Origin of the sequence: Halomonas caseinilytica, from assembly GCF_001662285.1 — a bacterium.
Lineage (GTDB): Bacteria > Pseudomonadota > Gammaproteobacteria > Pseudomonadales > Halomonadaceae > Halomonas > Halomonas caseinilytica.
Map to the genome: position 1 here is coordinate 89,904 of NZ_BDEO01000002.1, position 22,348 is coordinate 112,251.

19 protein-coding genes are annotated in these 22,348 nt (G+C 63.8%); 13 read left to right on the plus strand and 6 right to left on the minus strand.

Annotation, left to right across the window (positions count from 1 at the left end):
- The first annotated feature begins 196 nt into the window (after nucleotides 1-196).
- The 5 genes from HSDC_RS04430 (at nucleotide 197) to HSDC_RS04450 (ending at nucleotide 7,637) form a co-directional block, all read left to right on the plus strand.
- Entirely contained in the window at nucleotides 197-1,309 is a 1,113-nt protein-coding gene (locus HSDC_RS04430; RefSeq protein ID WP_064698741.1) for an efflux RND transporter periplasmic adaptor subunit, read from the plus strand.
- The gene (locus tag HSDC_RS04435; RefSeq protein WP_064698742.1) at nucleotides 1,309-4,425 is read left to right on the plus strand and encodes an efflux RND transporter permease subunit; all 3,117 of its coding nucleotides are present in this window, start codon (nucleotides 1,309-1,311) and stop codon (nucleotides 4,423-4,425) included. Before HSDC_RS04430 ends, HSDC_RS04435 begins: the two co-directional genes overlap by 1 nt.
- Nucleotides 4,426-4,758: 333 nt before the next feature.
- On the plus strand, nucleotides 4,759-5,784 hold the full coding sequence (locus HSDC_RS04440) for a TRAP transporter substrate-binding protein (protein WP_064698743.1): 1,026 nt from the start codon (nucleotides 4,759-4,761) through the stop codon (nucleotides 5,782-5,784).
- Between the two features lie 29 nt (nucleotides 5,785-5,813).
- Nucleotides 5,814-6,329, plus strand: coding sequence for a TRAP transporter small permease (locus tag HSDC_RS04445; RefSeq protein ID WP_064698876.1), 516 nt, complete (start codon nucleotides 5,814-5,816; stop codon nucleotides 6,327-6,329).
- 3 nt (nucleotides 6,330-6,332) lie between these two features.
- A complete protein-coding gene (locus HSDC_RS04450) occupies nucleotides 6,333-7,637 on the plus strand; it encodes a TRAP transporter large permease (protein WP_064698744.1) in 1,305 nt (434 codons plus the stop codon).
- A gap of 7 nt (nucleotides 7,638-7,644) precedes the next feature.
- Here HSDC_RS04450 and HSDC_RS04455 read toward each other — a convergent pair whose 3' ends face one another.
- The 3 genes from HSDC_RS04455 to zigA form a co-directional block, all read right to left on the minus strand.
- Nucleotides 7,645-8,058, minus strand: coding sequence for a VOC family protein (locus tag HSDC_RS04455; RefSeq protein WP_064698745.1), 414 nt, complete (start codon nucleotides 8,056-8,058; stop codon nucleotides 7,645-7,647).
- Between the two features lie 131 nt (nucleotides 8,059-8,189).
- Complete coding sequence (folE2, locus tag HSDC_RS04460; RefSeq protein ID WP_064698746.1) at nucleotides 8,190-9,089, minus strand: GTP cyclohydrolase FolE2; 900 nt, start codon at nucleotides 9,087-9,089, stop codon at nucleotides 8,190-8,192.
- Nucleotides 9,086-10,324 (minus strand): zinc metallochaperone GTPase ZigA, encoded by a 1,239-nt coding sequence (gene zigA, locus HSDC_RS04465; RefSeq protein WP_064698747.1) that lies wholly within the window; start codon nucleotides 10,322-10,324, stop codon nucleotides 9,086-9,088. The genes folE2 and zigA overlap by 4 nt, the downstream gene beginning before the upstream one ends.
- Before the next feature lie 270 nt (nucleotides 10,325-10,594).
- On the opposite strand from zigA, the gene HSDC_RS04470 reads away from it, so the two are divergent.
- On the plus strand, nucleotides 10,595-11,002 hold the full coding sequence (locus HSDC_RS04470; protein WP_064698748.1) for a SpoIIAA family protein: 408 nt from the start codon (nucleotides 10,595-10,597) through the stop codon (nucleotides 11,000-11,002).
- Between the two features lie 15 nt (nucleotides 11,003-11,017).
- On the opposite strand, the gene HSDC_RS04475 is transcribed toward HSDC_RS04470, so the two are convergent.
- Complete coding sequence (locus HSDC_RS04475; RefSeq protein WP_064698749.1) at nucleotides 11,018-11,701, minus strand: GntR family transcriptional regulator; 684 nt, start codon at nucleotides 11,699-11,701, stop codon at nucleotides 11,018-11,020.
- Between the two features lie 191 nt (nucleotides 11,702-11,892).
- Between HSDC_RS04475 and HSDC_RS04480 the strand changes: the two genes are divergently transcribed.
- From HSDC_RS04480 to HSDC_RS04495, 4 genes are read left to right on the plus strand one after another with little or no spacing between them, the layout of a single operon-like run.
- Complete coding sequence (locus tag HSDC_RS04480; RefSeq protein ID WP_082919946.1) at nucleotides 11,893-13,302, plus strand: Na+/H+ antiporter NhaC family protein; 1,410 nt, start codon at nucleotides 11,893-11,895, stop codon at nucleotides 13,300-13,302.
- A gap of 42 nt (nucleotides 13,303-13,344) precedes the next feature.
- Nucleotides 13,345-14,976, plus strand: a complete 1,632-nt coding sequence (locus HSDC_RS04485) for a gamma-glutamyltransferase family protein (protein ID WP_064698750.1) — start codon at nucleotides 13,345-13,347, stop codon at nucleotides 14,974-14,976.
- A gap of 2 nt (nucleotides 14,977-14,978) precedes the next feature.
- Nucleotides 14,979-15,545, plus strand: a complete 567-nt coding sequence (locus tag HSDC_RS04490) for a chromate transporter (protein ID WP_064698751.1) — start codon at nucleotides 14,979-14,981, stop codon at nucleotides 15,543-15,545.
- Entirely contained in the window at nucleotides 15,542-16,072 is a 531-nt protein-coding gene (locus HSDC_RS04495; RefSeq protein WP_064698752.1) for a chromate transporter, read from the plus strand. Before HSDC_RS04490 ends, HSDC_RS04495 begins: the two co-directional genes overlap by 4 nt.
- 111 nt (nucleotides 16,073-16,183) lie before the next feature.
- On the opposite strand, the gene HSDC_RS04500 is transcribed toward HSDC_RS04495, so the two are convergent.
- Nucleotides 16,184-17,431, minus strand: coding sequence for a glutamate carboxypeptidase (locus HSDC_RS04500; RefSeq protein WP_064698753.1), 1,248 nt, complete (start codon nucleotides 17,429-17,431; stop codon nucleotides 16,184-16,186).
- A gap of 390 nt (nucleotides 17,432-17,821) precedes the next feature.
- On the opposite strand from HSDC_RS04500, the gene HSDC_RS04505 reads away from it, so the two are divergent.
- From HSDC_RS04505 to HSDC_RS04515, 3 genes are all read left to right on the plus strand, one after another.
- Complete coding sequence (locus HSDC_RS04505) at nucleotides 17,822-18,250, plus strand: LexA family protein (protein WP_064698754.1); 429 nt, start codon at nucleotides 17,822-17,824, stop codon at nucleotides 18,248-18,250.
- Complete coding sequence (locus tag HSDC_RS04510) at nucleotides 18,247-19,518, plus strand: Y-family DNA polymerase (protein ID WP_064698755.1); 1,272 nt, start codon at nucleotides 18,247-18,249, stop codon at nucleotides 19,516-19,518. Before HSDC_RS04505 ends, HSDC_RS04510 begins: the two co-directional genes overlap by 4 nt.
- 179 nt (nucleotides 19,519-19,697) lie before the next feature.
- Nucleotides 19,698-21,287, plus strand: a complete 1,590-nt coding sequence (locus tag HSDC_RS04515; RefSeq protein ID WP_064698756.1) for an ABC-F family ATPase — start codon at nucleotides 19,698-19,700, stop codon at nucleotides 21,285-21,287.
- A 37-nt stretch (nucleotides 21,288-21,324) separates the two neighbouring features.
- On the opposite strand, the gene HSDC_RS04520 is transcribed toward HSDC_RS04515, so the two are convergent.
- The gene (locus HSDC_RS04520; RefSeq protein WP_064698757.1) at nucleotides 21,325-22,227 is read right to left on the minus strand and encodes a cation diffusion facilitator family transporter; all 903 of its coding nucleotides are present in this window, start codon (nucleotides 22,225-22,227) and stop codon (nucleotides 21,325-21,327) included.
- Nucleotides 22,228-22,348 lie beyond the last annotated feature (121 nt).

Here is a 22,348-nt window from a genome sequence, read left to right on the forward strand (position 1 = left end):
TCCCCCGCAGAACGCACGCCGTCTCCCCTCATGCCCATGGCAACGCAAAACCGAGCATTCTAGCAGAGCGTGCGACCGAGGTTGGATTCGAACTTGTGCATTCTTGCCACACTCTCGTTCTCGAAGCAGAGTAATCTGGGCACCGTCAAGGGCTGGAGGCCCGATCTCATCACCCGCAGGATCCAGCGAGCCCGTCATGATCTCGAGACCCGAAACCGCCGGTTGGCGAAAATGCCTGTTGCTGCTGTTGCTCGGCCTGAGCCTGGCGTTTCCTGTGTTCGCCCAGGCGCCACCTTCCCAAGCTCCCACCCCGGTCATCGCTGCCCGTGCTGAGTTGGCCAGGTGGAGCGACCCGCTGGATGCCCTGGGCACCCTCAAGGCCGACGAAAGCGTGACGCTGTCGGCCAAGGTGACCGAGACCATCGAGAGCCTCGAGTTCGAAGGCGGCGAACGGGTCGAAGCCGGGGATGTGCTGGTACGTCTCGACGACGACGAGGCCCAGGCCAACCTGCGCGCGGCCGAAGCCTTGCGTGACGAGCGCCAGGCCGCCGTGAATCGTCTCGCCCAGTTGCAACAACGCAACCTGGGCGTCCGAGCCGATGTCGAGGACAGCCGCGCCCAGCTTCGCCAGGCTCAGGCGGAGCTCGAGTCCTTGCAGGCCCAGCTCGACAACTACCAGATCAGAGCGCCTTTCTCGGGCGAGGTCGGTTTTCGCGATATCAGCATCGGCACCCTGGTCTCGCCGGGCGATGAACTGGTGACGCTCGACAAGCTCGATCGCATGAAACTGGATTTCCGGGTGCCCGAAACGACGCTTGGCTCACTGGAACCCGGCATGTCGCTGACCGCCACCAGCGCTGCCTTCCCGGAAACCGCTTTCGAGGGCGAGATCGCCACCATCGGCACCCGGGTCGATCCAGTCAGCCGCAGCGTGTCGATACGCGCTCTGATCGACAACCCGCAACGCAAGCTGCGTCCCGGCATGCTGATGGAAGTCACCGTCACCCTCCATCCGCGCCAGGCCCTGGTGATTCCCGAAGCGGCACTGATCCCGGAAGGCGAGCGCCATTACGTGCTGGTCATCGACGAGGACAGCGACGCACAGGTAGCCCGTCGCCAGGTCAAGGTCGGCGAGCGCCGCCCCGGCGAGGCGGAGATACTGGCGGGCCTGTCGGCCGGCGACCTCGTCGTCAGCCACGGCGTGGAACGTGCCCATGACGGAGAACGGGTCCGTCTGCTGGGCATCGCCGATGACGACACCTCGGTGCGCGCGTTGCTCGAGGCCAATCGCGACGCAGGAGGCGTCTGATGCGTCTCTCCGACATTTCCGTCCAGCGGCCGGTACTGGCCACGGTACTGGCCGCCTTGATCGTCGCCTTCGGCCTGCTCGCACTCGATCGTCTGCCCCTGCAGGAATACCCGTCCATCGATCCGCCGATCGTCAGCATCGACACCAACTATCCCGGTGCCTCGGCCGATGTGGTGGAGACCCGCATCACTCAGGTGCTGGAGGATCGCATCAGCGGCGTGAGCGGCATCGAAGTGATTTCGTCGTCCAGCTCGGACGGCAGGTCCAGCATCCGCGTGGAATTCGGCCTGGACAAGGATATCGATGCGGCGGCCAACGACATCCGCGACCGCATTGCCGGCGCCCGGGACAATCTGCCCGACGCCGCCGACGCCACCGAAGTGCGCAAGGAAGACTCGGGCTCCGATGTCGTGATCTGGCTTTCCCTGTCGGGAAGCGACTATGACATCGGCGAGCTCACCGACTACGCCGAGCGCTATCTCACCGACCGCTTTTCGGTGCTGGAGGGAGCCTCTCAGGTCATCGTCGGTGGCGGCGAAGAATACGCCATGCGCGTCTGGCTCGATGCCAACGCCCTGGCCGCTCGCGGTCTGACCGTAGGCGACATCGAGGACAGCCTGCGCGAAGAGAACGTCGAATTGCCCGGCGGTTCCGTGGAGTCCCGGGACCGCCAGTTCATGGTGCGCCTGCCCCGCAACTTCGCGACCCCCGACGACTTCCGAAATCTTGCGCTCTCGCGAGACGACAATGGCTATCTGGTTCGCCTGGGCGATGTCGCCCGAGTGGAAGTCGGTGCCGTGGAGGATCGCTCGCTGTTCCGAGGCAATGGCGTGCCGATGGTCGGCCTGGGCATCCGCAAGCAGTCCACCTCCAACGTCCTGGCCCTCTCCGATGCGGTCAAGGAGGAACTGGCCCGCGTTGCACCGACCCTGCCCGACGGCATGGAGCTCAAGCTGCACCATGACGCCTCCACGTTCGTCTCTCATGCCATTTCCGAAGTCGTCCAGACGCTGTTCATTGCCATGGGTCTGGTCGTGGTCGCCATCTTCATCTTCCTCGGCAACCTGCGTACCACCCTGGTGCCGGCGGTCACCGTGCCCATCGCCCTGATCGGCACCTTCGCCGCCTTGGCCGCCATGGGCTTCACCATCAACCTGCTGACCCTGCTTGCCCTGGTGCTGGCCATTGGCCTGATCGTCGACGACGCCATCGTGGTGCTGGAGAACATCCACCGCCGCATGCAGGAACATGGCGAGACAGCACTGGTCGCGGCCTACCGGGGGAGTCGACAGATCGCCTTCGCGGTGATCGCCACCACCCTGGTGCTGATCGCGGTGTTCGTGCCATTGAGCTTTCTGCAAGGCGACATCGGCCGGTTGTTCTCGGAATTCGCCCTGACGCTGGCCGCCGCCGTCTCCATCTCCACGCTGCTGGCGCTGACCCTGACGCCGATGATGGCGTCCAAGATCCTCAAGCGCGACATGCACGAAGGGCGCATTGCCCATGGCGTGCATCGCGCCCTGGATGCCAGCCGTGCCGTCTATCGCCGAATGCTCGAGCGCGTACTGCGCTGGCGCTGGGCCGTCATGGCGCTGTTTCTCGCCGTGATCGGCGCCATGGTCTGGCTCAACGGCCAACTGCCCCGGGAATACACACCCCAGGAGGATCGCGGCACCTTCTTCGTGCTAATCAACGGACCTCCCGGTGCCACCTACGACTACATGCTCGACTACATGGACGAAATCGAGGCGCGGCTACTGCCTCTGCGCGAACATGGCGAGGTCGAACGCATCCTGGTGCGTGCGCCGCGCGGCTGGGGCGCCATCGAGAACTTCAACAGCGGCTTCGTGATCGTCAACCTCAGCGACTGGGGCAGCCGGCGCTCGGCCTGGCCGATCATGAACGAGATCCGCTCACGTTTGGCCGACCTGCCCGGTGTTCAGGCCTTCCCGGTGATGCCCCAGGGCTTCGGCGGCGGCAGCATGGATCAGTCGATGCAGTTCGTGCTCGGCGGCGGTACCTATGAGCAACTCGCCGAATGGCGCGACACCCTGATCGAGCACGTGCGCCAGGACAATCCTAATCTGCTCAACCTGGACAGCGACTACGAGGAGAACCAGCCACAGCTCAGGGTCGACATCGACTATGATCGTGCCGCCGACCTCGGCGTCACCATCAGCGAAATCGGCAGCACCCTGGAGACGCTGCTCGGCGGCAGAACCGTGACGCGCTACGTGGACGACGGCCAGGAATACGATGTCATCCTCGAGGCCGAGCGCGGTTCCCGCCCCAGCCCTCGCTCGCTGGACAGCCTCATGGTGCGTTCATCGCGCTCGGGTGAACTGGTGCCCCTCTCCAGCATGGTCACCCTCACCGACTTCGCCGGGCCCAGCACCCTGAATCGCTACAATCGCCTGCGCTCGATCACCATCCAGGCCAACCTCGCCGACGGCTATTCCATGGGCGAGGCACTCGACTACCTGGAAACCACGGCGGACGAGCTTCTGCCTCCCGAAGTACAGACCGACGTCAAGGGCGACGCCCGGGACTACCAGGAAGCCAGCAGTGCCACCACCTTCCTGCTGGCCCTCGGGGTCCTCGTGGTATTCCTGGTACTGGCCGGGCAGTTCGAAAGCTTCATCCATCCGCTGGTGATCATGTGCACGGTGCCTCTGGCGATGATCGGCGCCCTGCTGGGGCTGGGCCTCACCGGCCAGTCCCTGAACACCTACAGTCAAGTGGGGCTGGTGATGCTGGTCGGGCTGGCCGCCAAGAACGGCATCCTGATCGTCGAGTTCGCCAACCAGTTGCGCGACGCCGGCCACGCCTTCCACGACGCCCTGGTCGAGGCCGCGGTGACCCGGCTGCGTCCGGTCGTGATGACCGCCGTGACCACCATGGCCGGTGCAGTGCCCTTGATCGTCTCCACCGGTGCCGGCGCCGAGACACGCCTGGTGCTCGGCACGGTGATCCTCGGTGGGCTGGCCACCGCGACACTGTTCACGCTGTTCGTGGTCCCCGTGGCCTATGACCTGTTGGCGCGACGCACCGGCTCGCCCGGCGCCGTGGCCCAGCGCCTGGATCGCGAGATGGCCGAACACCCTCCCTCCCACTGACGCCACGACGGGCCGCCGCGCAGGCGGCCCGTCATCTTCCCGCCTCTCCCCCTTCCCGAACGCGACCGGGACTTTCCACAACGCTCTCCGGAACGCCCTTCAGACCATTGTTACGATCTTTCTTCCGCATAGCGTTGACACAACGACGACCCATGCCCCTGAAAGACGTGGTGAAAAGGCGTGACGCCCGGCTAGGCTGTCTTGTGCAGCTCGTCGGGATGAAACCCGTCGCAATGAAGACATTGCCTGTCGTATCGGCGCCTTCCTTGCCAGGCGCAAATACCGGAAGCTGAACCCACAACGGTTGAAAAACAACTCACAAGGATCGCCTCCATGATCGACTCCCTGCAGAGCGCTCTGCCCCGTCGCGCCTCCCTGCTCGCCCTCATGGCCGGCATGAGCCTCGGCGGCCCGATGATGAATGCACAAGCCGCCACCCAGATGGACTTTTCCAACGAATACAACGCCAGTTCGATCCACGCCGAAGGCGACGCCTGGTTCATCCAGCGCGTCGAGGAACTGACCGACGGCGAACTGGACATCACCCTGCACACCGGCGCCTCGCTCGGCTTCCGTTCCGCCGACCATTTCTACGCCGTGGCCGACAACGCCGTGCAGATCGCCGACAGCCTGTCCGGCACCCTGGGGGGCATCGATCCCATCTTCCTGCTGTCGTCGCTGCCCTTTCTCGCCGACGATGTCGAATCGGCCAAGCGGCTCTACGAAATCGCCCGGCCCGAATACGCGAAGGTCTTCAACGAGAACAACCAGGTGCTGCTCTATGCCTCTCCCTGGCCGGCCAGCGGCATCTGGTCGCAAGACCCCGTCACCGACATGCAGGCACTGCAGGATCTCAAGATCCGCACCTACGACCGCAACGGCACCGAAATCCTGCGCAATGCCGGGGCCGCTCCGGTCAAGCTCTCCTGGGCCGACGTCGTGCCGCAACTCGCCACCGGGGGGATCGAGGCCGTGCTCACCTCGGCGGAATCCGGCGCCAATGCCAGCTTCTGGGAACACCTGAACGACTTCAGCGCGATCCAGTACGCCATTCCGCTCAACATGGTGCACATGAATCGCGATGCCTTCGAATCGCTCGACGAATCCCAGCAAGACGCCATCAAGCAGGCCGCTCGAGAAACCGACGAGCACAACTGGGAGGTGGTCAAGCAGCGCGTCGCCCAGAATTACGAAACGCTCGAATCCCATGACGTCGCCATCCACGACCCGATTCCCGATGAATTCCGCGCGGGGCTGGAAGAGGCCGCCACCCCGGTCGTCGACAACTGGCTCGACAACATCGGCGAACGCGGCGAGCGCATCCTCGATGAATTCGACAACAGCCAGGCTTCACCATAATGCCGACGACGCCCGCACGCTCCCGAAGCATGCCCGAGACACTCGCCATTCGGCTCGGCCAGCTCGCCTCCGGGCTGGCCAGGCTGGGGGCCTGGCTCGGCATGCTGCTGATCGTCTACATGTTCGGCCACATCCTGCTCGAGATCGCCCTGCGCTTGTTCGGCCGCTCCACCTTCGTGCTCGACGAGTTCATCGGCTACAGCGTGGCGGCCATGACCTTTCTCAGTCTGCCCTACGCGCTGGAACAAGGCGGGCTGATTCGCGTCTCGCTGGTGCTCGAGCGGTTTCCGAAGCGCTGGCGCTGGCCATTCGAGCTGTTCGCCAGCCTCTCCACCCTGGTCGTCTTCGGCTGGCTCGCCCACTTCTGGACCATCGCCGTGCAACGCAGCCATGCCCGCGGTATCGTCAGCGAAACCCTGGCCGAAACGCCGCTGTGGATTCCCCAGGGAGCCGTGCTGGTCGGGCTGTACCTGCTGTGCCTGATACTCGTCGCCCGAACGCTCAGGATTCTGGTCGAGCGCGCCACCTTCGACAGCGGAGCATGAGTCATGGATATTCTATGGATTGGCCTCGGCGTGCTGGCCCTGTTGCTGGGCGTGCTGGCGCTGGGCAGCTGGATCTTCGCCGGCCTGGTGATGGTCGCCGTGCTATCGCTATGGGGTCTCGGCGATTTTGGCTTCGACCGCATCGGATTGATTCTGTCGAAGATTCTCTTTCGTGCCGCCAACAGCTGGGAGCTCTCGGCGATCCCCTTGTTCATCCTGATGGGGGAATTGATCTTCCGCTCGGATATCGCCGAGCGTCTGTTCAGGGGGCTGACCCCTCTTACCCGATATCTGCCCGGCGGCATCCTGCACACCAACGTGCTGGGCTGCACGCTGTTCGCCGCTGTCAGCGGTTCCAGCGCCGCCACCACGGCGACCATCGGCAAGATCACGACCCGCGAGCTGGCCGACCGGGGATATGATCGCCGCCTGTCGATAGGTTCTCTGGCCGGAGCTGGCAGTCTGGGGCTGCTGATTCCGCCATCGATCGTCATGATCGTCTATGGCGTTCAGGCCGAGGTGTCGATCAGCAAGCTGTTCATGGCCGGTGTGTTGCCCGGCTTGCTCGTGGCACTGCTCTACATCGGATATGTCATGCTGCGCTGTCTGGCGACCCCCTCCCTCGCTCCCCGACAGGAGGCCGACTCGACCACGCCCGGACAAGCCCTGCGCCTGCTGGCTCCGGTACTCGGCCTGGTCGTGGTGGTGCTCGGCGCCATCTACACAGGTATCGCCACGCCATCGGAAGCCGCCGCCATCGGCTGCGGCGCCACCCTGCTCCTGCTCGCCGCGGAACGCCAGCTGAGCATCGGACTGTTTCTCTCCGCGTTGCGCGGCACCCTGGTTACCTCCGTCATGGTCTGTAGCCTGCTGGTCGCCGCCGCCATGCTGTCGACGGCCATGGGCTACCTGCACCTGCCCAGCGAGCTGGCCAGCTGGATTGCCCATCAGGGGTTCTCGCCGATTGCCCTGCTGCTGGCCATGGCACTCTTCTACATCCTGCTCGGGCTCTTCCTGGACGGCATCTCGATTACCGTGATGAGCCTGCCGATCACCCTGCCCATCATCATCCAGGCCGGTTATGACCCGCTGTGGTTCGGCATCTTCCTGGTGATCATGGTCGAGCTCGGACAGATCACCCCGCCGGTGGGCTTCAATCTCTTCGTGCTCCAGGGGCTGACCGGCGAGAGCATCAGCCGCGTGGCCCTGGCGGCGGCGCCGTTCTTTGCGCTGATGTGCCTGGCGGCGTTGATCATCAGCGTCTGGCCCGAACTAGCGTTGTGGCTGCCCAGCGTGCTGTCGGGATAGGGGCCGCTCACCGATCTTCGGGACCGATCCACACGAAGGGGTTATGGGCGACTTCCCAGAGATGGCCATCGGGGTCGGCGAAGTAACCGGAATAGCCGCCCCAGAAGACCTTCTGCCCCGGCTTGACCAGACGGGCGCCAGCCTCTACCGCTCGCGCCAGCACGGCATCCACCTCGGCCTCGCTCGACACATTGTGAGCCAGCGCCACGCCGCCGAACGCCGGCTTGTCGCCCGCAGACAGGCCGGCATCCTTGGCCAGGGCCTCACGACCGTAAAGCCCTAGCCAGGTGCCGTTCAGGGTGAAGAAGGCCACTTCCGGCGGTGACTCGAGCCTTGGCCAACCTAGCCCCTGCTCATAGAAACGTACGGCCCGCTCGATATCGTCGACGCCGAGCGTGATCATGCTGATTCTGGGCTGCATGTCGACCTACCTCTTGTGGCCTGCCTCTCGTATGGCACAGCCTCAACATAGGCGGCTCGCCGATACCCGGCAAGCCACCGATCACCGTTCTCCTTGCGGGTCGTCGAGCACAGCTACCTGCCAACACCCGCTTAGTCTCGCCACCACCAGTCAGCCTGTGTCTCGGCCACCGCATCATGGGCATGCAGGCTCTCGGCATGTTCCACCCGCACGTGGAATCCCGTGATGTCCGGCGCCTCGCTCAACGCCTGGTGCAATCGGCGCGCCGCGTCCTCGCAGAACATCGTGTTCTGGCCATTGGCCAGGGCGAACGCCTGTTCATCGACGCGCTTGACCGCCGTCTGCAGCGCCGTGCCCAGCGCCTGCTCGACTCGCTCGATCAAGGCCAGCCAGGGAGGAGCATCGACTCCCTGGGCAAGCCGTACCGTGATCCGTGCCTCGCTGCGCTGACTATGGGGCGTGGCCAGAATGCCCTGCGACTCGCCAAGCCAGTCGCGTATCGCGGCATGATCGAGAGGCTCACCGCCGAAGTCACGGTCGAATTGCTGCTGGATCAGCTGGCGTGCCAAGGCCGCCGAACAAGGGCAGGTCGAGGAATAGCCGACCGTCAGTTCCACCTGTGTTTCGACACTGTTGCCTTCGCGCCAGCTCCGCAGCGCGACGGGATAGCCCTTCCAGCCCGCCAGCGGGCTGATCAGTGCCGGTCGTCGTAGCGTCAACTCCCCCGTCAGGGCGATCCGCGCCCGCCTGGACAAGTCGGCGTGGCTCGCCAGGAAGCCTTCCAGCAGCCCGGAGAGCCTCGATACCTCGAGCTCGCGTTCCGCCAGTTCCTCCAGCATCAGGTAAAGCCGGGACATATGGATGCCCTTGGCATCGGGATCGTCCAGGCTGACCGACGCCGACACTCGCGCGTCGACGGGATGCTCGGCCACGCGAACCGGCAAGGCGATGCCTTCCATGCCGACCCAGTTCAACACACCGCGCGTCGTCGTGCGGCCTGCGGCCACATCCTCGAGCGTTTCCGGCATCATGACGCCTCCCGCTCATCGACGACATCCCAGCTCGGAAACGGATCGGGCAAGGCGAGCCAGGCATCGAGGCCTGCCTGCAATTGCTCGTCGTCGAGCAGGCAATCATCCAGGGCACGCCGAATCGCGTCCTCGTCCATTTCCTGCCCGATGAAGACCAGTTCCTGGCGCATGTCGCCGAATGGTTCTTGCCACTTTTCGAGGATGCGTTGCCGAAAGGTCGGCTCGGTCGGCCAATGCGCCTCGGGAATGGCTTTCCAGAACATGCCGGCCAGACCGTAGTGCGCGATGCCGCCGGCCTGGCTCCACTGGCCGGCATGGCGCGGCCGGCTGGCCAGCCAGAAGAAGCCCTTGGAACGCAGCAGACGGTCGCCGAATCCTCGCTCGTGCAGCTGATCGAAGAATCGCTGAGGATGGAAGGGACGCCTCGCCCGGTAAACGAAGCTCGAGACACCGTATTCCTCCGTTTCCGGCTGGTGCTCCCCGCGCATTTCCTTGAGCCAGCCGGGTGCCTGGCTGGCACGCTCGAAACTGAACAGGCCGGTATCGAGCACCTTGCCCAACGGCACGTCGCCATGGCGCATGGCGATGAGCTCGGCCTGGGGATTGAGTGCCCGCAGCACGGCTTTCAGCTCCACCAGCTGTTCGGCCTCCAGCAGATCGACCTTGCTGATCAAGAGCACATTGCAGAACTCCACCTGATCGACCAGCAGATCGGCCAGGTTGCGCTCGTCGTCCTCGCCAAGGCTTTGCCCCGCTTCCTCTAGCGAATCGGCCCGACGGTACTGCTCGAGAAAGTTCACGCCATCGACCACGGTGACCAGGGTGTCCAGCCTCGCCACATCCGACAGGCTGCGGCCCTGTTCGTCCTCGAAGGTGAAGGTCTCGGCCACCGGCAGGGGCTCGGAAATCCCGGTGGATTCGATCACCAGTTGATCGAAGCGACCCTCCCGGGCCAGACGCCCGACCTCTTCCAGCAGATCCTCGCGCAAGGTGCAGCAGATGCAGCCATTGCTCATCTCGACCAGGCGCTCCTCGGCGCGGTTCAACGCGATTTCGCCACGTCCCTCGCCGCGTACCAGGTCGGCATCGATGTTTACCTCGCTCATGTCATTGACGATCACGGCGATACGTCGTCCTTCGCGATTGGCCAGGATGCGGTTGAGCACGGTGGTCTTTCCTGCTCCCAGAAACCCTGACAATACGGTGACGGGCAGCGGACCATGGGCATGGTTCATCGTTGTCTCTCCTTCATTCGACACGGCAGCGCCGCCAAATATTAAACGTTATAACATAACAAAAACAACCTGAAGACAAATCCGTACGCGATGGGCTGCACCGACCCTGTCGCGAAATGCCAAGCTGGAACCCGTCGCCGGCATGCCTGTCAACCGATCAGTGCCATACTGTGGGAAGCACCGACTACATGGCGATTGACACGCGCCGCCCACCGCCCTGGCATTTCCTGGTGGCTGGCGCACGTCAAGCCCCTCCAGGAGGATCGAACCATGCTGGAATTATTGCCCTCGGGTGCCGCTCATGTCGTGGCGATACGTGTCAGTGGGCGAGTCGACGCGCATGACCTGCAGCGGGCCATCGATGCCATCGAATCGACCAAGAAGGCCTACCCACGCATCAGTCTCTATGTCGAGATCGATGACATCCGCTGGATGACCTTCACGGCCTTCCTTCGCGATCTCGGCTACGGACTGACCCAGATCGGCGACATGGGGCGCTACTACCGGGCCGCCACGGTCAGTGACAAGCACTGGATCCGTCACCTGGTGCGACTCGAGAACCATGTGTTCCGCTCCATGGAGATGCGGACCTTCCGCATCCGCGACAAGCAGGCCGCCATGGAATGGGCCAGCCAGCCGCCTCCCGACCACGACGGCCGTGAAGGCGCCATGGCCTAGGCTCCGGTGCCGTCCTCAAGGTGCCGAGCAGGCACCCCGCGCCACGCCATGTGACAGGCCGATGTGTTCATCGAGCAGCGCCCGAGCCTGCTCTATGCGTCGTTCCATCGCCAGCTGCACCAGTTCACCGTGCTGTCGGTCGAGCCGTTCGCGCACGCCAGGATTCGGCGGCGCCAGACGCCGGTAACGGTCGAACTGGTCATGCAACTGCTCGATGAAGCGCAACAGCCACGGCGAGCCGCAGGACGCCAGCAAGGCCCGGTGAAAACGCAGGTGTGCCTGCTCCCACGCCTCCACATCCTCGGGCCGCTCATCGGCGCGACGCAGCCGATGATGCGCCGCCAGCAGCTGTGATTCCCATTCGGCATCGCCATTCTGGAAGGCCTGGGTCAAGGCCATGCACTCGAGCTGACTGCGCAGGTCGGCGATGTCATCCAGCTCATCAAGCCTCAGGGGCGGCACCCGGAAGCCACGCTGATTGACCTGCTCCAGCAACCCATAGGCGGCCAGGCGATTGAGCGCTTCGCGCAAAGGACTGAGGCCCACCTGGTAGTGCGTTTTCAAGCTGCCGATGGCGAGCTTCTCGCCGGCCGCGAAGCGCCCGCGAATCAGATCCTGCTTGAGAGCCTCGAAGACCCGGCTGGCAGCAGTGGCGCCCGACGGGGGCGAAGCGGTTCCACTGACGTTCGGTGTACTCATGGTATCGCTCTGGCTGATGGCTCCCGCAGGGTACGTCCTCGGTTGACGGTATCCAACTCTCGCGCCATAGTGAATCCCGAAAAATCGATTTTTTTAAAAACAACGATTATCGTGCCGACGCAGGTCACCGTCTGCCACTCCGCGAACGTTCGCCTCGCTTGGCACGAACCGACAAAACAAGACAAAGCGTCATGCCCATGCGCCTCATGCAACGACAGCCTCTCGACGGCCGCCATCATCTCATTCTGCTGGCCGGTGCAGTCGGTATCCTGCTCTATGGCATCATCGCCCTGGACACACCGACGGCCATTGCCCTCATCGCCGCCGGTGCCTATGCCATTGCACTCTGCCTGCTCTGGGGCATCGACTGGCAACGTATCGAACAGGACCTACTGACGGGCATCCATGCCATGCTGGTGCCCATCCTGATTCTGATCAGTGTCGGCATGATGGTGGGGGTGTGGATGCTCTCCGGCACCATTCCGTCCATGGTCGCCATCGGGCTGGAGGCGTTATCGCCGGCGCTGTTCCTGGTTGTCGCCTGCTTGTCATGCTCGATGATGTCGATCATGGCCGGCACGTCCTGGGGGACCCTGAGCACGATCGGCGTAGCCCTGATGGGGGTTGCCATCGGCCTGGACATCCCGCCGGGCTATGCCGCGGGCGCCATCGTCACCGGTACCTTCTTCGGCGACAAGCTCTCGCCGCTCTCCGATACGACGGTCATGGCATCGGCCGTCTGCGGGGTCAATATCATCACGCATATCAAGCATATGCTGTACACCACCCTGCCCGCCTACGGCCTGGCGCTCATCATCTATGCCTGGCTGGGCAGCATGGCGGCCACCAACGGGGGCATCTCCGGCGATACCCAAGTCATCCTGCAGGCCCTGCATGCCGACTTCTTCTTGACGCCTGTGACCCTGTTGCCCCCACTGGTCGTCTTTGCCTGCATTCTATTGCGCAAGCCGGTCCTGCCCTCCTTCTTCCTCGGCATCCTGAGCGGGGCGCTGATCGCCATGCTCGTCCAGGGTGCCTCGCTGTCGGCGGTGGGCGAAGCCCTGAACACCGGCTTTCGCGCGGACAGCGGCATCTCCATGGTCGACGACATGCTATCGCGCGGCGGCCTGCAGGGCATGATGTCCACTGTCGCCGTACTGATTGCCGCCGCCGTGCTGGGCGCCCCCTTCAAGAGCGCCGGCACCCTGGACGCCGCCGTGCAAATGCTGGCCCGCCGCCATGCCGGGCGCCGCCAGGTGCTCGGCGGTGCCATGGCGCTGCATGGAACCGCCTTTTTGCTGACGGGCAGCTACTACGTGACCTTCTCCCTGCTCGGCCCGCTGCTGCGTCCTCTCGTTACCGCCAGTGGCAGTGATCCCAAGAACCTTTCGCGTATTCTCGAAGACACCGGCACCACCCTCTCTCCCCTTGTTCCCTGGGGCGTGACCGGGGCCTTCACCGCCGCCACCCTGGGCGTGGCCACCGCCGAGTTCTTCGTCTACGCCATCCTCTGTTATACCACGATCCTGTTTTCGCTCTTCTATGTGATCAGTGGACTGGCGCAGGGGCGCCCTGTCGCCACAAGCGACACCAATTCCTGATCACGGTCCATACAAGGCGCCACCTCGATACCTGGAGATAATATGCCGACCTCCTTTTCCGCCACCACGCCCTATGCCTCGCAGCGCAGTCTCACCTATGCACGTCACGGCATGGTGGCGGCTTCTCAGCCGCAGGCCAGCCAGGTGGGACGCGACATTCTGGCCCAGGGAGGCAACGCCGTGGATGCCGCCATCGCCACGGCAGCGGCCTTAACCGTCGTCGAACCCACCGGCTGTGGCATTGGCGGCGACGCCTTCGCCCTGGTGTGGATCGCCAGCGACGATGCCGGCAATGGCCACCTGCATGGCCTCAACGCCAGCGGCAACGCACCGGCCGCGCTGACACCGGAAGCCGTGACCGCCGCCGGACACACCGCAATGCCCTTGCATGGCTGGACACCGGTTACCGTGCCCGGCACACCCTCCGCCTGGGCCGAGCTGTCACGACGCTTCGGCAAGCTCGACTTCGCCAGCCTGCTGGCACCCGCCATCCGTCTGGCCCACGAAGGCTTTCCGGTCTCGCCGGTGATCGCCAGCCTGTGGCAACGCGACGAGGCCACCTTCCGTCGTCACCTGGAAGGCGAGGCGACGCAGGCCTGGTTCGAAACCTTCACGCCGGCCGGTCGGGCGCCCCGAGCCGGCGAATGGCACCGCTGCACCGACCAGGCCGCCACGCTCGAACGCATCGCCGAGACCGGCGCCGAAAGCTTTTATCGCGGCGAGCTCGCCGAGCGTATCGACGCCTTCTCGCGCCGCACGGGGGGCTACCTGCGCGCCGAAGATCTGGCCGATTACCGACCGGAATGGGTCGCGCCCATCTCGGCACGCTACCGCGACGTCGATGTCTGGGAGATTCCACCCAACGGGCAAGGTCTGGTGGCCCTGATGGCGCTGCGCATGCTCGAGGGGTTCGAGCCCGGACACCGCGATGCCCCCGAGGTGCTGCACCGTCAGCTCGAGGCCATGAAGCTGGCCTTCGCCGATGGCCAGGCCTACATCACCCAAGCCGAGCACATGAGCCAATCCGTCGAGGCCCTGCTGAGCGACGCCTACATCGAGTCGCGCCGCCGGCTGATCGGCGACCGTGCCCTGACGCCCGAGCCCGGCACGCCACCTGCCGGCGGCACGGTCTACCTGGCCACCGCCGACACCGAGGGCAACATGGTGTCCTACATCCAAAGCAACTATCACGGCTTCGGCTCGGGCGTGGTAGTACCCGGCACCGGCATCGCCCTGCAGAATCGCGGCCACGACTTCAGCCTCGACCCGAATCACGACAACTATCTGGCACCCGGCAAGAAGACCTACCACACCATCATCCCCGGCTTTCTGACCCGAGGCGGCAAGGCGCTCGGCCCGTTCGGCGTGATGGGCGGCTACATGCAGCCTCAAGGGCATGTGCAGGTGGTGATGAACCTGGTCGACTTCGGCCTCAACCCCCAGGCCGCACTCGATGCACCACGCTGGCAATGGCTGGGCGAGCGACGCATCGGCATCGAACGCGGCTACCCGGCGCATCTGGTCCGCGCCATGGCCGAACGCGGCCACGACATGCGAATCGCCCACGACGAACGCAGTTTCGGGCGTGGCCAGGTCATCCTGCGCGATCCTGACACCGGCGTTTACAGCGGGGGTACCGAGCCGCGTACCGACGCCAGCATTGCGGTGCTGTGACCATGTGGCAACGGCAGATTCGACTCTTCATGGCCTTCCTGCGCGTCGGCCTGTTCGGCTTCGGCGGCGGTCCTTCGATGATTCCGCTGGTCCGTCGGGAAGCGGTCCAGCGCCACGCCTGGCTGGACGATAACGACTTCGCCGACGTACTGGCCATCGGCAATACCCTGCCCGGCCCCATCGCCACCAAGATGGCCGGCTACATTGGCTATCGCGTGGGCGGGCCGCTGGGCGCCATCAATGCGGTGGTCGCCGTCACCGTGCCATTGATCCTGGCGATGATTGCCCTGCTGGGCCTCTACGCCCGATACGGCGACCAGCACTGGGTCCAGGGCATGGGCCAGGGAGTGGTTCCCGTGGTGATGGTCATGATGGCCCAGTTGACGTTCGACTTCTTCGTCAAGTCCCGGGCCGGGCTCGGCTGGCTGGCCACCGTGATCCTCGGGGTCGCCGCTGGCGGCCTGATCTATGGTCTGGGCCTGCATCCGGGCCTGGTGATCGGCGCCATCCTGGTCGCCGCTCTGTTGCGTCCCATGCGCCGAACCTCAGCCGAGGAGCCCTCCCGATGATCTACTGGCAACTGTTCCTGGCCTTCTTCGTGCCCAACATCGTCGGTTACGGCGGCGGCCCTGCCATCATCCCGCTGATCGAGAACGAGGTAGTCGGCCGCTACGGCTGGATGACCTCACAGGATTTTGCCGAGACCCTGGCATTGGGCAATGCCCTGCCCAGCCCCATCGCCACCAAGATGGCCGGTTACATCGGGCACGACGTGGCCGGCGTGCCCGGTGCATTGATCGCCGTGCTGGCCACGGTCGCCCCCTCGCTGATATTGATGCTGGCCGCCCTCGGCACGCTCTACCGCTATCGGCATTCGCCTCGAGTCAAAGCCATGAGCCAATGGGCCCGCCCGGTGGTAATGGTGCTGATGGCCTATCTGACCTGGTCTTTCCTGGACGAGGGACTCGACACCCTCGGCTGGCTGCATACCGCCATCATCGGCGGGGTCGCCGCCCTGCTGCTCACGCTGACCCGAGTACATCCCGCCCTGGTCGTGTGCTTCGGCATCGGCTACGGCGCCCTGCTGCTGGGGTGAAGCGGTGCCCTAGTCGGAGAAAGCAAAAAAAGCAGAAGGTACGGCGTCGAGAGTGGGTGAGAGACCCTCGGCAGGAAGCCCCCACCGAAGGTGGGCGCCAGGTTTCCCCGCTCAGTCGCTCACCTCGGTATCGGAGAGCTCCATGATCATGCGTGTCGTCAGGTAGAGTCGGGGCACCACACTGTCGACCAGCACGAATTCCTCATCGCTGTGATAGCGTCCTCCCGCCAGCCCAAGGGACTCCAGCACGGCCGGGGTTGAGGAATCGGCATGATAGGCATAGGCCGCATCAGTGCCACCACCGATCTCGACGGCCTGCAGTTCCCGATCGAGCTCCCGGTAGATCTGCTGAGCCTGCTCGGCAAGGGCTTTGGTCTGGGGATTGGAGGGTAAGGGCGGACGCCCCTTCTCGAGCCGGAACTCCACGTCGGTATCATCGATCAACTGGTTCTCGATGATATCCCGAGCCTCGTTCAGGACACGCTCGTATTCACTGCTATCAAAGTAGCGCATATCACCTTCAGCCCGAGCCTGCTCAGGAATGATATTGCGCTTGCTGCCACCTTCGACGATTGTCCAGTTAAGCGTGGTCTCCTTGTCCGGGTCACCGAGATCCTTCAATTGCAGCAACTGGTGGGAGAGCTCCATGACAGCGTTACGCCCCTCCTCCGGTGCGCCACCGGCATGGGAGGATCGACCGTTCACCTCGAGAAAAGCGTAGTTGATACCCTTGGTGACAACTGTCACGGCATCGGTTTCCCCCTCACTGAACGTCGGTTCAAACACCAACACCGCATCCTGCTCGGCAGACAGTTTCCGGATCAGATCACGAGAACCGAGCGACCCTTTTTCCTCATCGGGATTGAAGACCACGGTCAACTGGCCATAGTCGTCGAACCCTAGTGTCTCCAGCGCCTCCAGACTGTGCAGGATGACAGCGACGCCGCCCTTGGCATCTCCCACTCCCGGCCCATAGGCGCGGTTCTCCTCTATGCGGAAGGGGCGTTCCTCGGCGGTTCCCTCGCCGAAGACGGTGTCGTAGTGGATCATCAACATGATGTGGCTATCGCCATTCCCCTGAAGGCGCCCCACCAGAGTGTTGCCGCCGTAGGCCTCGGCGGGGTAAGTCTCCACCTCAGCACCGAGGGCTTCCAGACGCTCGGTGAGCAACGTCTCCACCTTGTTCAGGCCGGTGACAAAGCCCGTTCCAGAATCGATGTTGACGAGCGTTTCCAAGGTCTGCAGTAACGGTTGTTGCTGTTGCTCGACGGCATCGTGCACTTCCTGGTGCGGAGCGGCATGCGCCACCGTGGTGAGCACGCCATATGCCAATCCCATGGCCAGCATCGAGGGCTTCATCGGTGTCTCCTGTTTTGTTGTATCAGCAATAACGAAGTTAAGCAGAGGTTGAAGGAAACGCAACCAGCCCCCGTTGAAGGGCGTCTGAAAGCAAAAAGGCCCCCGTCCTGTCCGGACGGGGGCCAAGCGCGACGCAGAGCTTGAGAGCGAGCCGAGAAGGAGGGGCAGCACGCACGACCGACGCTGCGTCACACCTTGAACATGACGCACCTCAGGCAACTCTTCTGAACGCCAATTCATGCAACTTCTGTAAGACATCCCTGATCATCGATGATGGCATTCGGCGCCACGACATCAGCCTTTCTCCACATATCGGTGATGCTCCAACGGACTTGCCTTCCTCTTTCTTCCACCCGATACTGTATATAAATACATATCAGGTGCCACACCATGCCTGACACCACCCTGCATACACCGCCCTTGCGCCCCGGTGCCTTTCCGTCGACCGCCGCACGGGCGGGCCTGACCGGCTTTCCCTCGCCAGCGGAGAACTACGCCGAGCGCACCCTGGATCTCAACGAATGCCTGGTGAAACATCCTGCCGCGACCTTCTTCATGCGCGTGGAGGGGCACAGCATGCAAGCCCATTCCATCCATCACGGCGATATCCTGGTCGTGGACCGCGCGGTGTCGGCTTGCTTCGGGCATATCGTCGTCGCCCCGATCGACGGCGAGATCCTCGTCAAACGCCTCGAGCAGCGCCACGGACGCGCTTTTCTCTGTTCCGGACATCCTGACCACGCTCCCATCCCGATCAATGAGCGAAGCCTCCAGATATGGGGCGTGGTGCGTTCGGTCATCCACGAGTTCCCGCTATGATCGGACTGGTCGACTGCAACAACTTCTACGTGAGCTGCGAGCGCGTCTTCCAGCCGAGCCTGGAAGGACGGCCCGTCGGCGTGTTGTCCAACAACGATGGCTGTGTCATCGCCCGCTCCACCGAACTCAAGGCCATGGGCGTGGAGATGGGCACCCCGGCCTTCAGGCTGCAACCCTGCTTGCAGCGTGGCGAGATCCACCTGCTGTCTTCCAACTACGAACTCTACGGCGACATGTCGGCGCGCGTCAGGATGGTGCTCGAGGAGGGCGTCGATGAGGTGGAACCCTACTCCATCGACGAGATGTTCGTGCGGCTCGAGGGCCTCGACGATGCGGCACTGACGCGCCAGGCGCGCTCACTGTACGATGACGTGCGGCGCTACACCGGCCTGCCCGTGTGCGTCGGTGTAGGCCCCACCCACACCCTCGCCAAGCTCGCCAATCATATGGCCAAGTCGTCCGCCGCGTATCAGGGCGTCTGTATCCTTACCGCCGATAGCGACGAGACACGATACCTCCTGCGTCACACGCCAATCGGCGATATCTGGGGACTGGGCCGTCGCCTGGCCGAACGCCTGGCGCTGCTGGGACTGCGCAACGCCTGGGATCTGCGAAATGCCGATGCCAAGACCCTGCGCCGTCATCATTCCGTGGTGCTCGAACGCACCATCCTCGAGTTGCGTGGCATCAGTTGCATCGCCATGCAGGACGACGAGGCGCGCCGGCGCATCATGGTCTCTCGCTCCTTCGGTCGCGCCACCGGCGAGTGGCAGCATCTGCGCGAAGCCATCACCCAGCATGCCCAGCACGCCGCCGAGAAACTGCGGCACCAACGTAGCCTGGCCTGCGCCCTGTACGTCTTCCTCAAAACCAATCGACACCGTCACGACCAGCCTCAGCACACGCCCGAACTCGTCGTCGCACTACCCCATCCCACCAACGACAGCCGCCCCATCATCGCGACCGCCCGACGGGCGCTGGCTCGCATTCACCGTCCCGGTTACCGCTACATGAAAGCCGGCGTGATGCTGCTCGACCTGCTGGACACCGAGCACCACCAGCTCTCGCTGCTGGATACCACCGACGACACTGAACACCCACGCAACGAGCGCCTCATGACCACGCTGGATACCCTGAATCGACGCATGGGGCGCAACACCATCAGCTTCGGTCTCCCCACCGCCAACGCCCCCTGGAAGTTGCGCTGCGGCAACCTTTCATCGCGCTATACCACTCGTTGGGGCGAACTGCTCAAGGTAAAGGCATGAGCCTGCCGCGGAGACGGCCCGAGCCGAACCTTTCGGCTCGACAGGCATTGGGATAGGCAATGAGGCGTGTAGATAGTCCCGTGTTCCGGCGCGTACAATGCGCCCTCTACTTTGGTCCAAACCGCTTCCGGTGTCGGCCGAGGTCTCTCATTCATGATCCTCCCGCGAGATTTTCCGCCGTGCTCTCTACCGCCAACATCACCATGCAGTTTGGCCCCAAGCCGCTGTTCGAAAACGTTTCCGTCAAATTCGGCCAGGGCCATCGCTACGGCCTGATCGGCGCCAATGGCTGCGGCAAGTCGACCTTGATGAAGATTCTCGGCGACGATCTGGAGCCTACCAGCGGCCAGGTCATGAAGGATGCCAGCACGCGTCTGGGCAAGTTGCGCCAGGATCAGTTCGCCTTCGAGAATGAGCGTGTCATCGACACCGTGATCATGGGCAACGAGGAGCTCTGGGCCGTCACCGCGGAGCGTGAGCGCATCTACTCGCAGGCCGAGATGAGTGAAGAAGATGGCATGGCGGTCGCCGATCTCGAAGTGCGCTTCGCCGAGCTCGACGGCTATACCGCCGAGGCCCGTGCCGGCGAGCTGCTGCTGGGCCTGGGCATTCCCCTCGAACAGCACGACCAGCCGATGAGCGTTGTCGCGCCGGGCTGGAAACTCCGCGTGCTGCTGGCCCAGGCGCTGTTCAGCGACCCCGACGTACTGCTGCTCGATGAGCCGACCAACCACCTCGATATCAACACGATTCGCTGGCTCGAGGACATCCTCAAGGCACGCTCATCGACCATGATCATCATCTCCCACGACCGCCACTTCCTGAATAGTGTCTGTACCCACATGGCGGACCTGGACTACGGCGAGCTGCGGCTGTTCCCCGGTAATTATGATGAGTACATGACCGCCGCCACCCAGGCGCGCGAACGCCTGCATGCCGAGAATGCCAGGAAGAAGGCGGAAATTGCCGAGTTGCAGCAATTCGTCAGCCGCTTCTCGGCCAATGCCTCCAAGGCCAAGCAGGCGACGTCGCGCCAGCGCAAGATCGACAAGATTCAGCTCGAGGAGGTCAAGCCCTCCTCGCGCGTCAGTCCCTTCATTCGCTTCGAGCAGAACCGGAAGATTCACCGCCACGCCCTGGCAGTGGAGGATCTCACCAAGGCGTGGGGCGACAATGTGTTGTTCGAGCGCCTTGGCCTGCGCATCGAAGCAGGGGAGCGCGTGGCTATCATCGGGCCCAATGGCATCGGCAAGACCACCCTGCTCAACTGCCTGATGGGCACGATGCCACCCGACGCCGGCGAAGTGAAATGGACCGATGCCGCCGAGGTCGGTTACTTCGCGCAAGACCACGCGGCGGATTTCGACGGCGGCGAGACGCTGTTCGAATGGATGCAGCAGTGGACGACCGGCGGCGAGCAGACCGTACGTGGCGCCCTGGGACGGATGCTGTTCTCCAACGATGAGATCGGCAAGTCGGTGAAGGTCATCTCGGGTGGCGAGCAGGGGCGCATGCTGTTCGGCAAGCTCATCCTGCAACAACCCAATGTGCTGGTCATGGATGAGCCCACGAACCACCTGGACATGGAATCCATCGAAGCACTCAACCTGGCACTGGAACACTATGCCGGCACACTGATCTTTGTCAGCCACGACCGAGAGTTCGTCGGCTCGCTGGCCACGCGCATCATCGAGATGAAAGACGACGGCATCGTCGATTTCAGCGGTAGTTATGATGATTATCTGCGCAGCCAGGGCGTTGCCGGATAAGCGTTCCCTCGCTCATGATGGGCAGCACCTCCGCCCATCATGAGTGGCCGACCTCATCGACACAGCCCTTCCACGACTCGACCTGAATCGTCGCGTGCTCGACGGCAAAGGCGTCGCTCAGCATCGCCTTGATCTCGACCAGCACCCGCTCCTGGTCCGCCTCCTCATCCAGAATCGCATGCAGCGACATCAGATGGCGCCCCGGCGTCAGTGACCAGGCATGCACATGATGCACATCGCGGACCTCCGGCAGTTGCTCGGCAAGTTCACGCTTGACCCGCTCCACATCCAAACCTTCCGGCGTGCCTTCCAGCAAGATATGCCCGGACTCCCGCGTCAACTTCCAGGCGCTGCGCAAGATGAGCGCCGCCACCAGCAACGACAACAAGGGGTCAATCGGCGTCCAGCCGGTCAGTAGTATCACCACGGCGGCAACGATCGCGGCCACCGACCCCAGCAGGTCGCCCAGCACATGCAGGGCCGCACCGCGAATATTGAGGTTCTCGCGATCCCCCATGTGCAGAATGGCGAAAACCACCAGGTTGACGACCAACCCGAGCCCGGCGATCACCAGCATGGTACTTCCAGCCACGGCGATCGGCGCGAACAGCCGGCGGATCGCCTCGATGGCAATCCAGACGACGATGGCGATCAGCGTCAGCCCATTTACGAAGGCCGCCAGCACCTGAACGCGATGATACCCATAACTGCGCCGCGTATCGGCCGGACGCCGACTGACCCAGGCGGCGAACAGGGCCAGCGCCAACGCCCCGGCATCGGTGAGCATGTGCCCCGCATCGGCGAGCAGCGCCAGCGACCCCGACAGCACGCCACCGACCAGCTCGGCCACCATGAAGCTCCCCGTGAGCAGAATGGCCCAGCCCAGGCGTCGCTGGCTGTCGTGCTCCCCATGGGCGCCATGATCATGTTGATGAGACATCAGCTCTCCTTCCGTCAGAGGATACCGCCTACCTCATTCTCGTCCCCTTCCGGCCGCGAGTCGACCGCTGCCATGGCAGTAGCTGGCCCACTCGACATTACCGATCGGTAACTCAATTCTG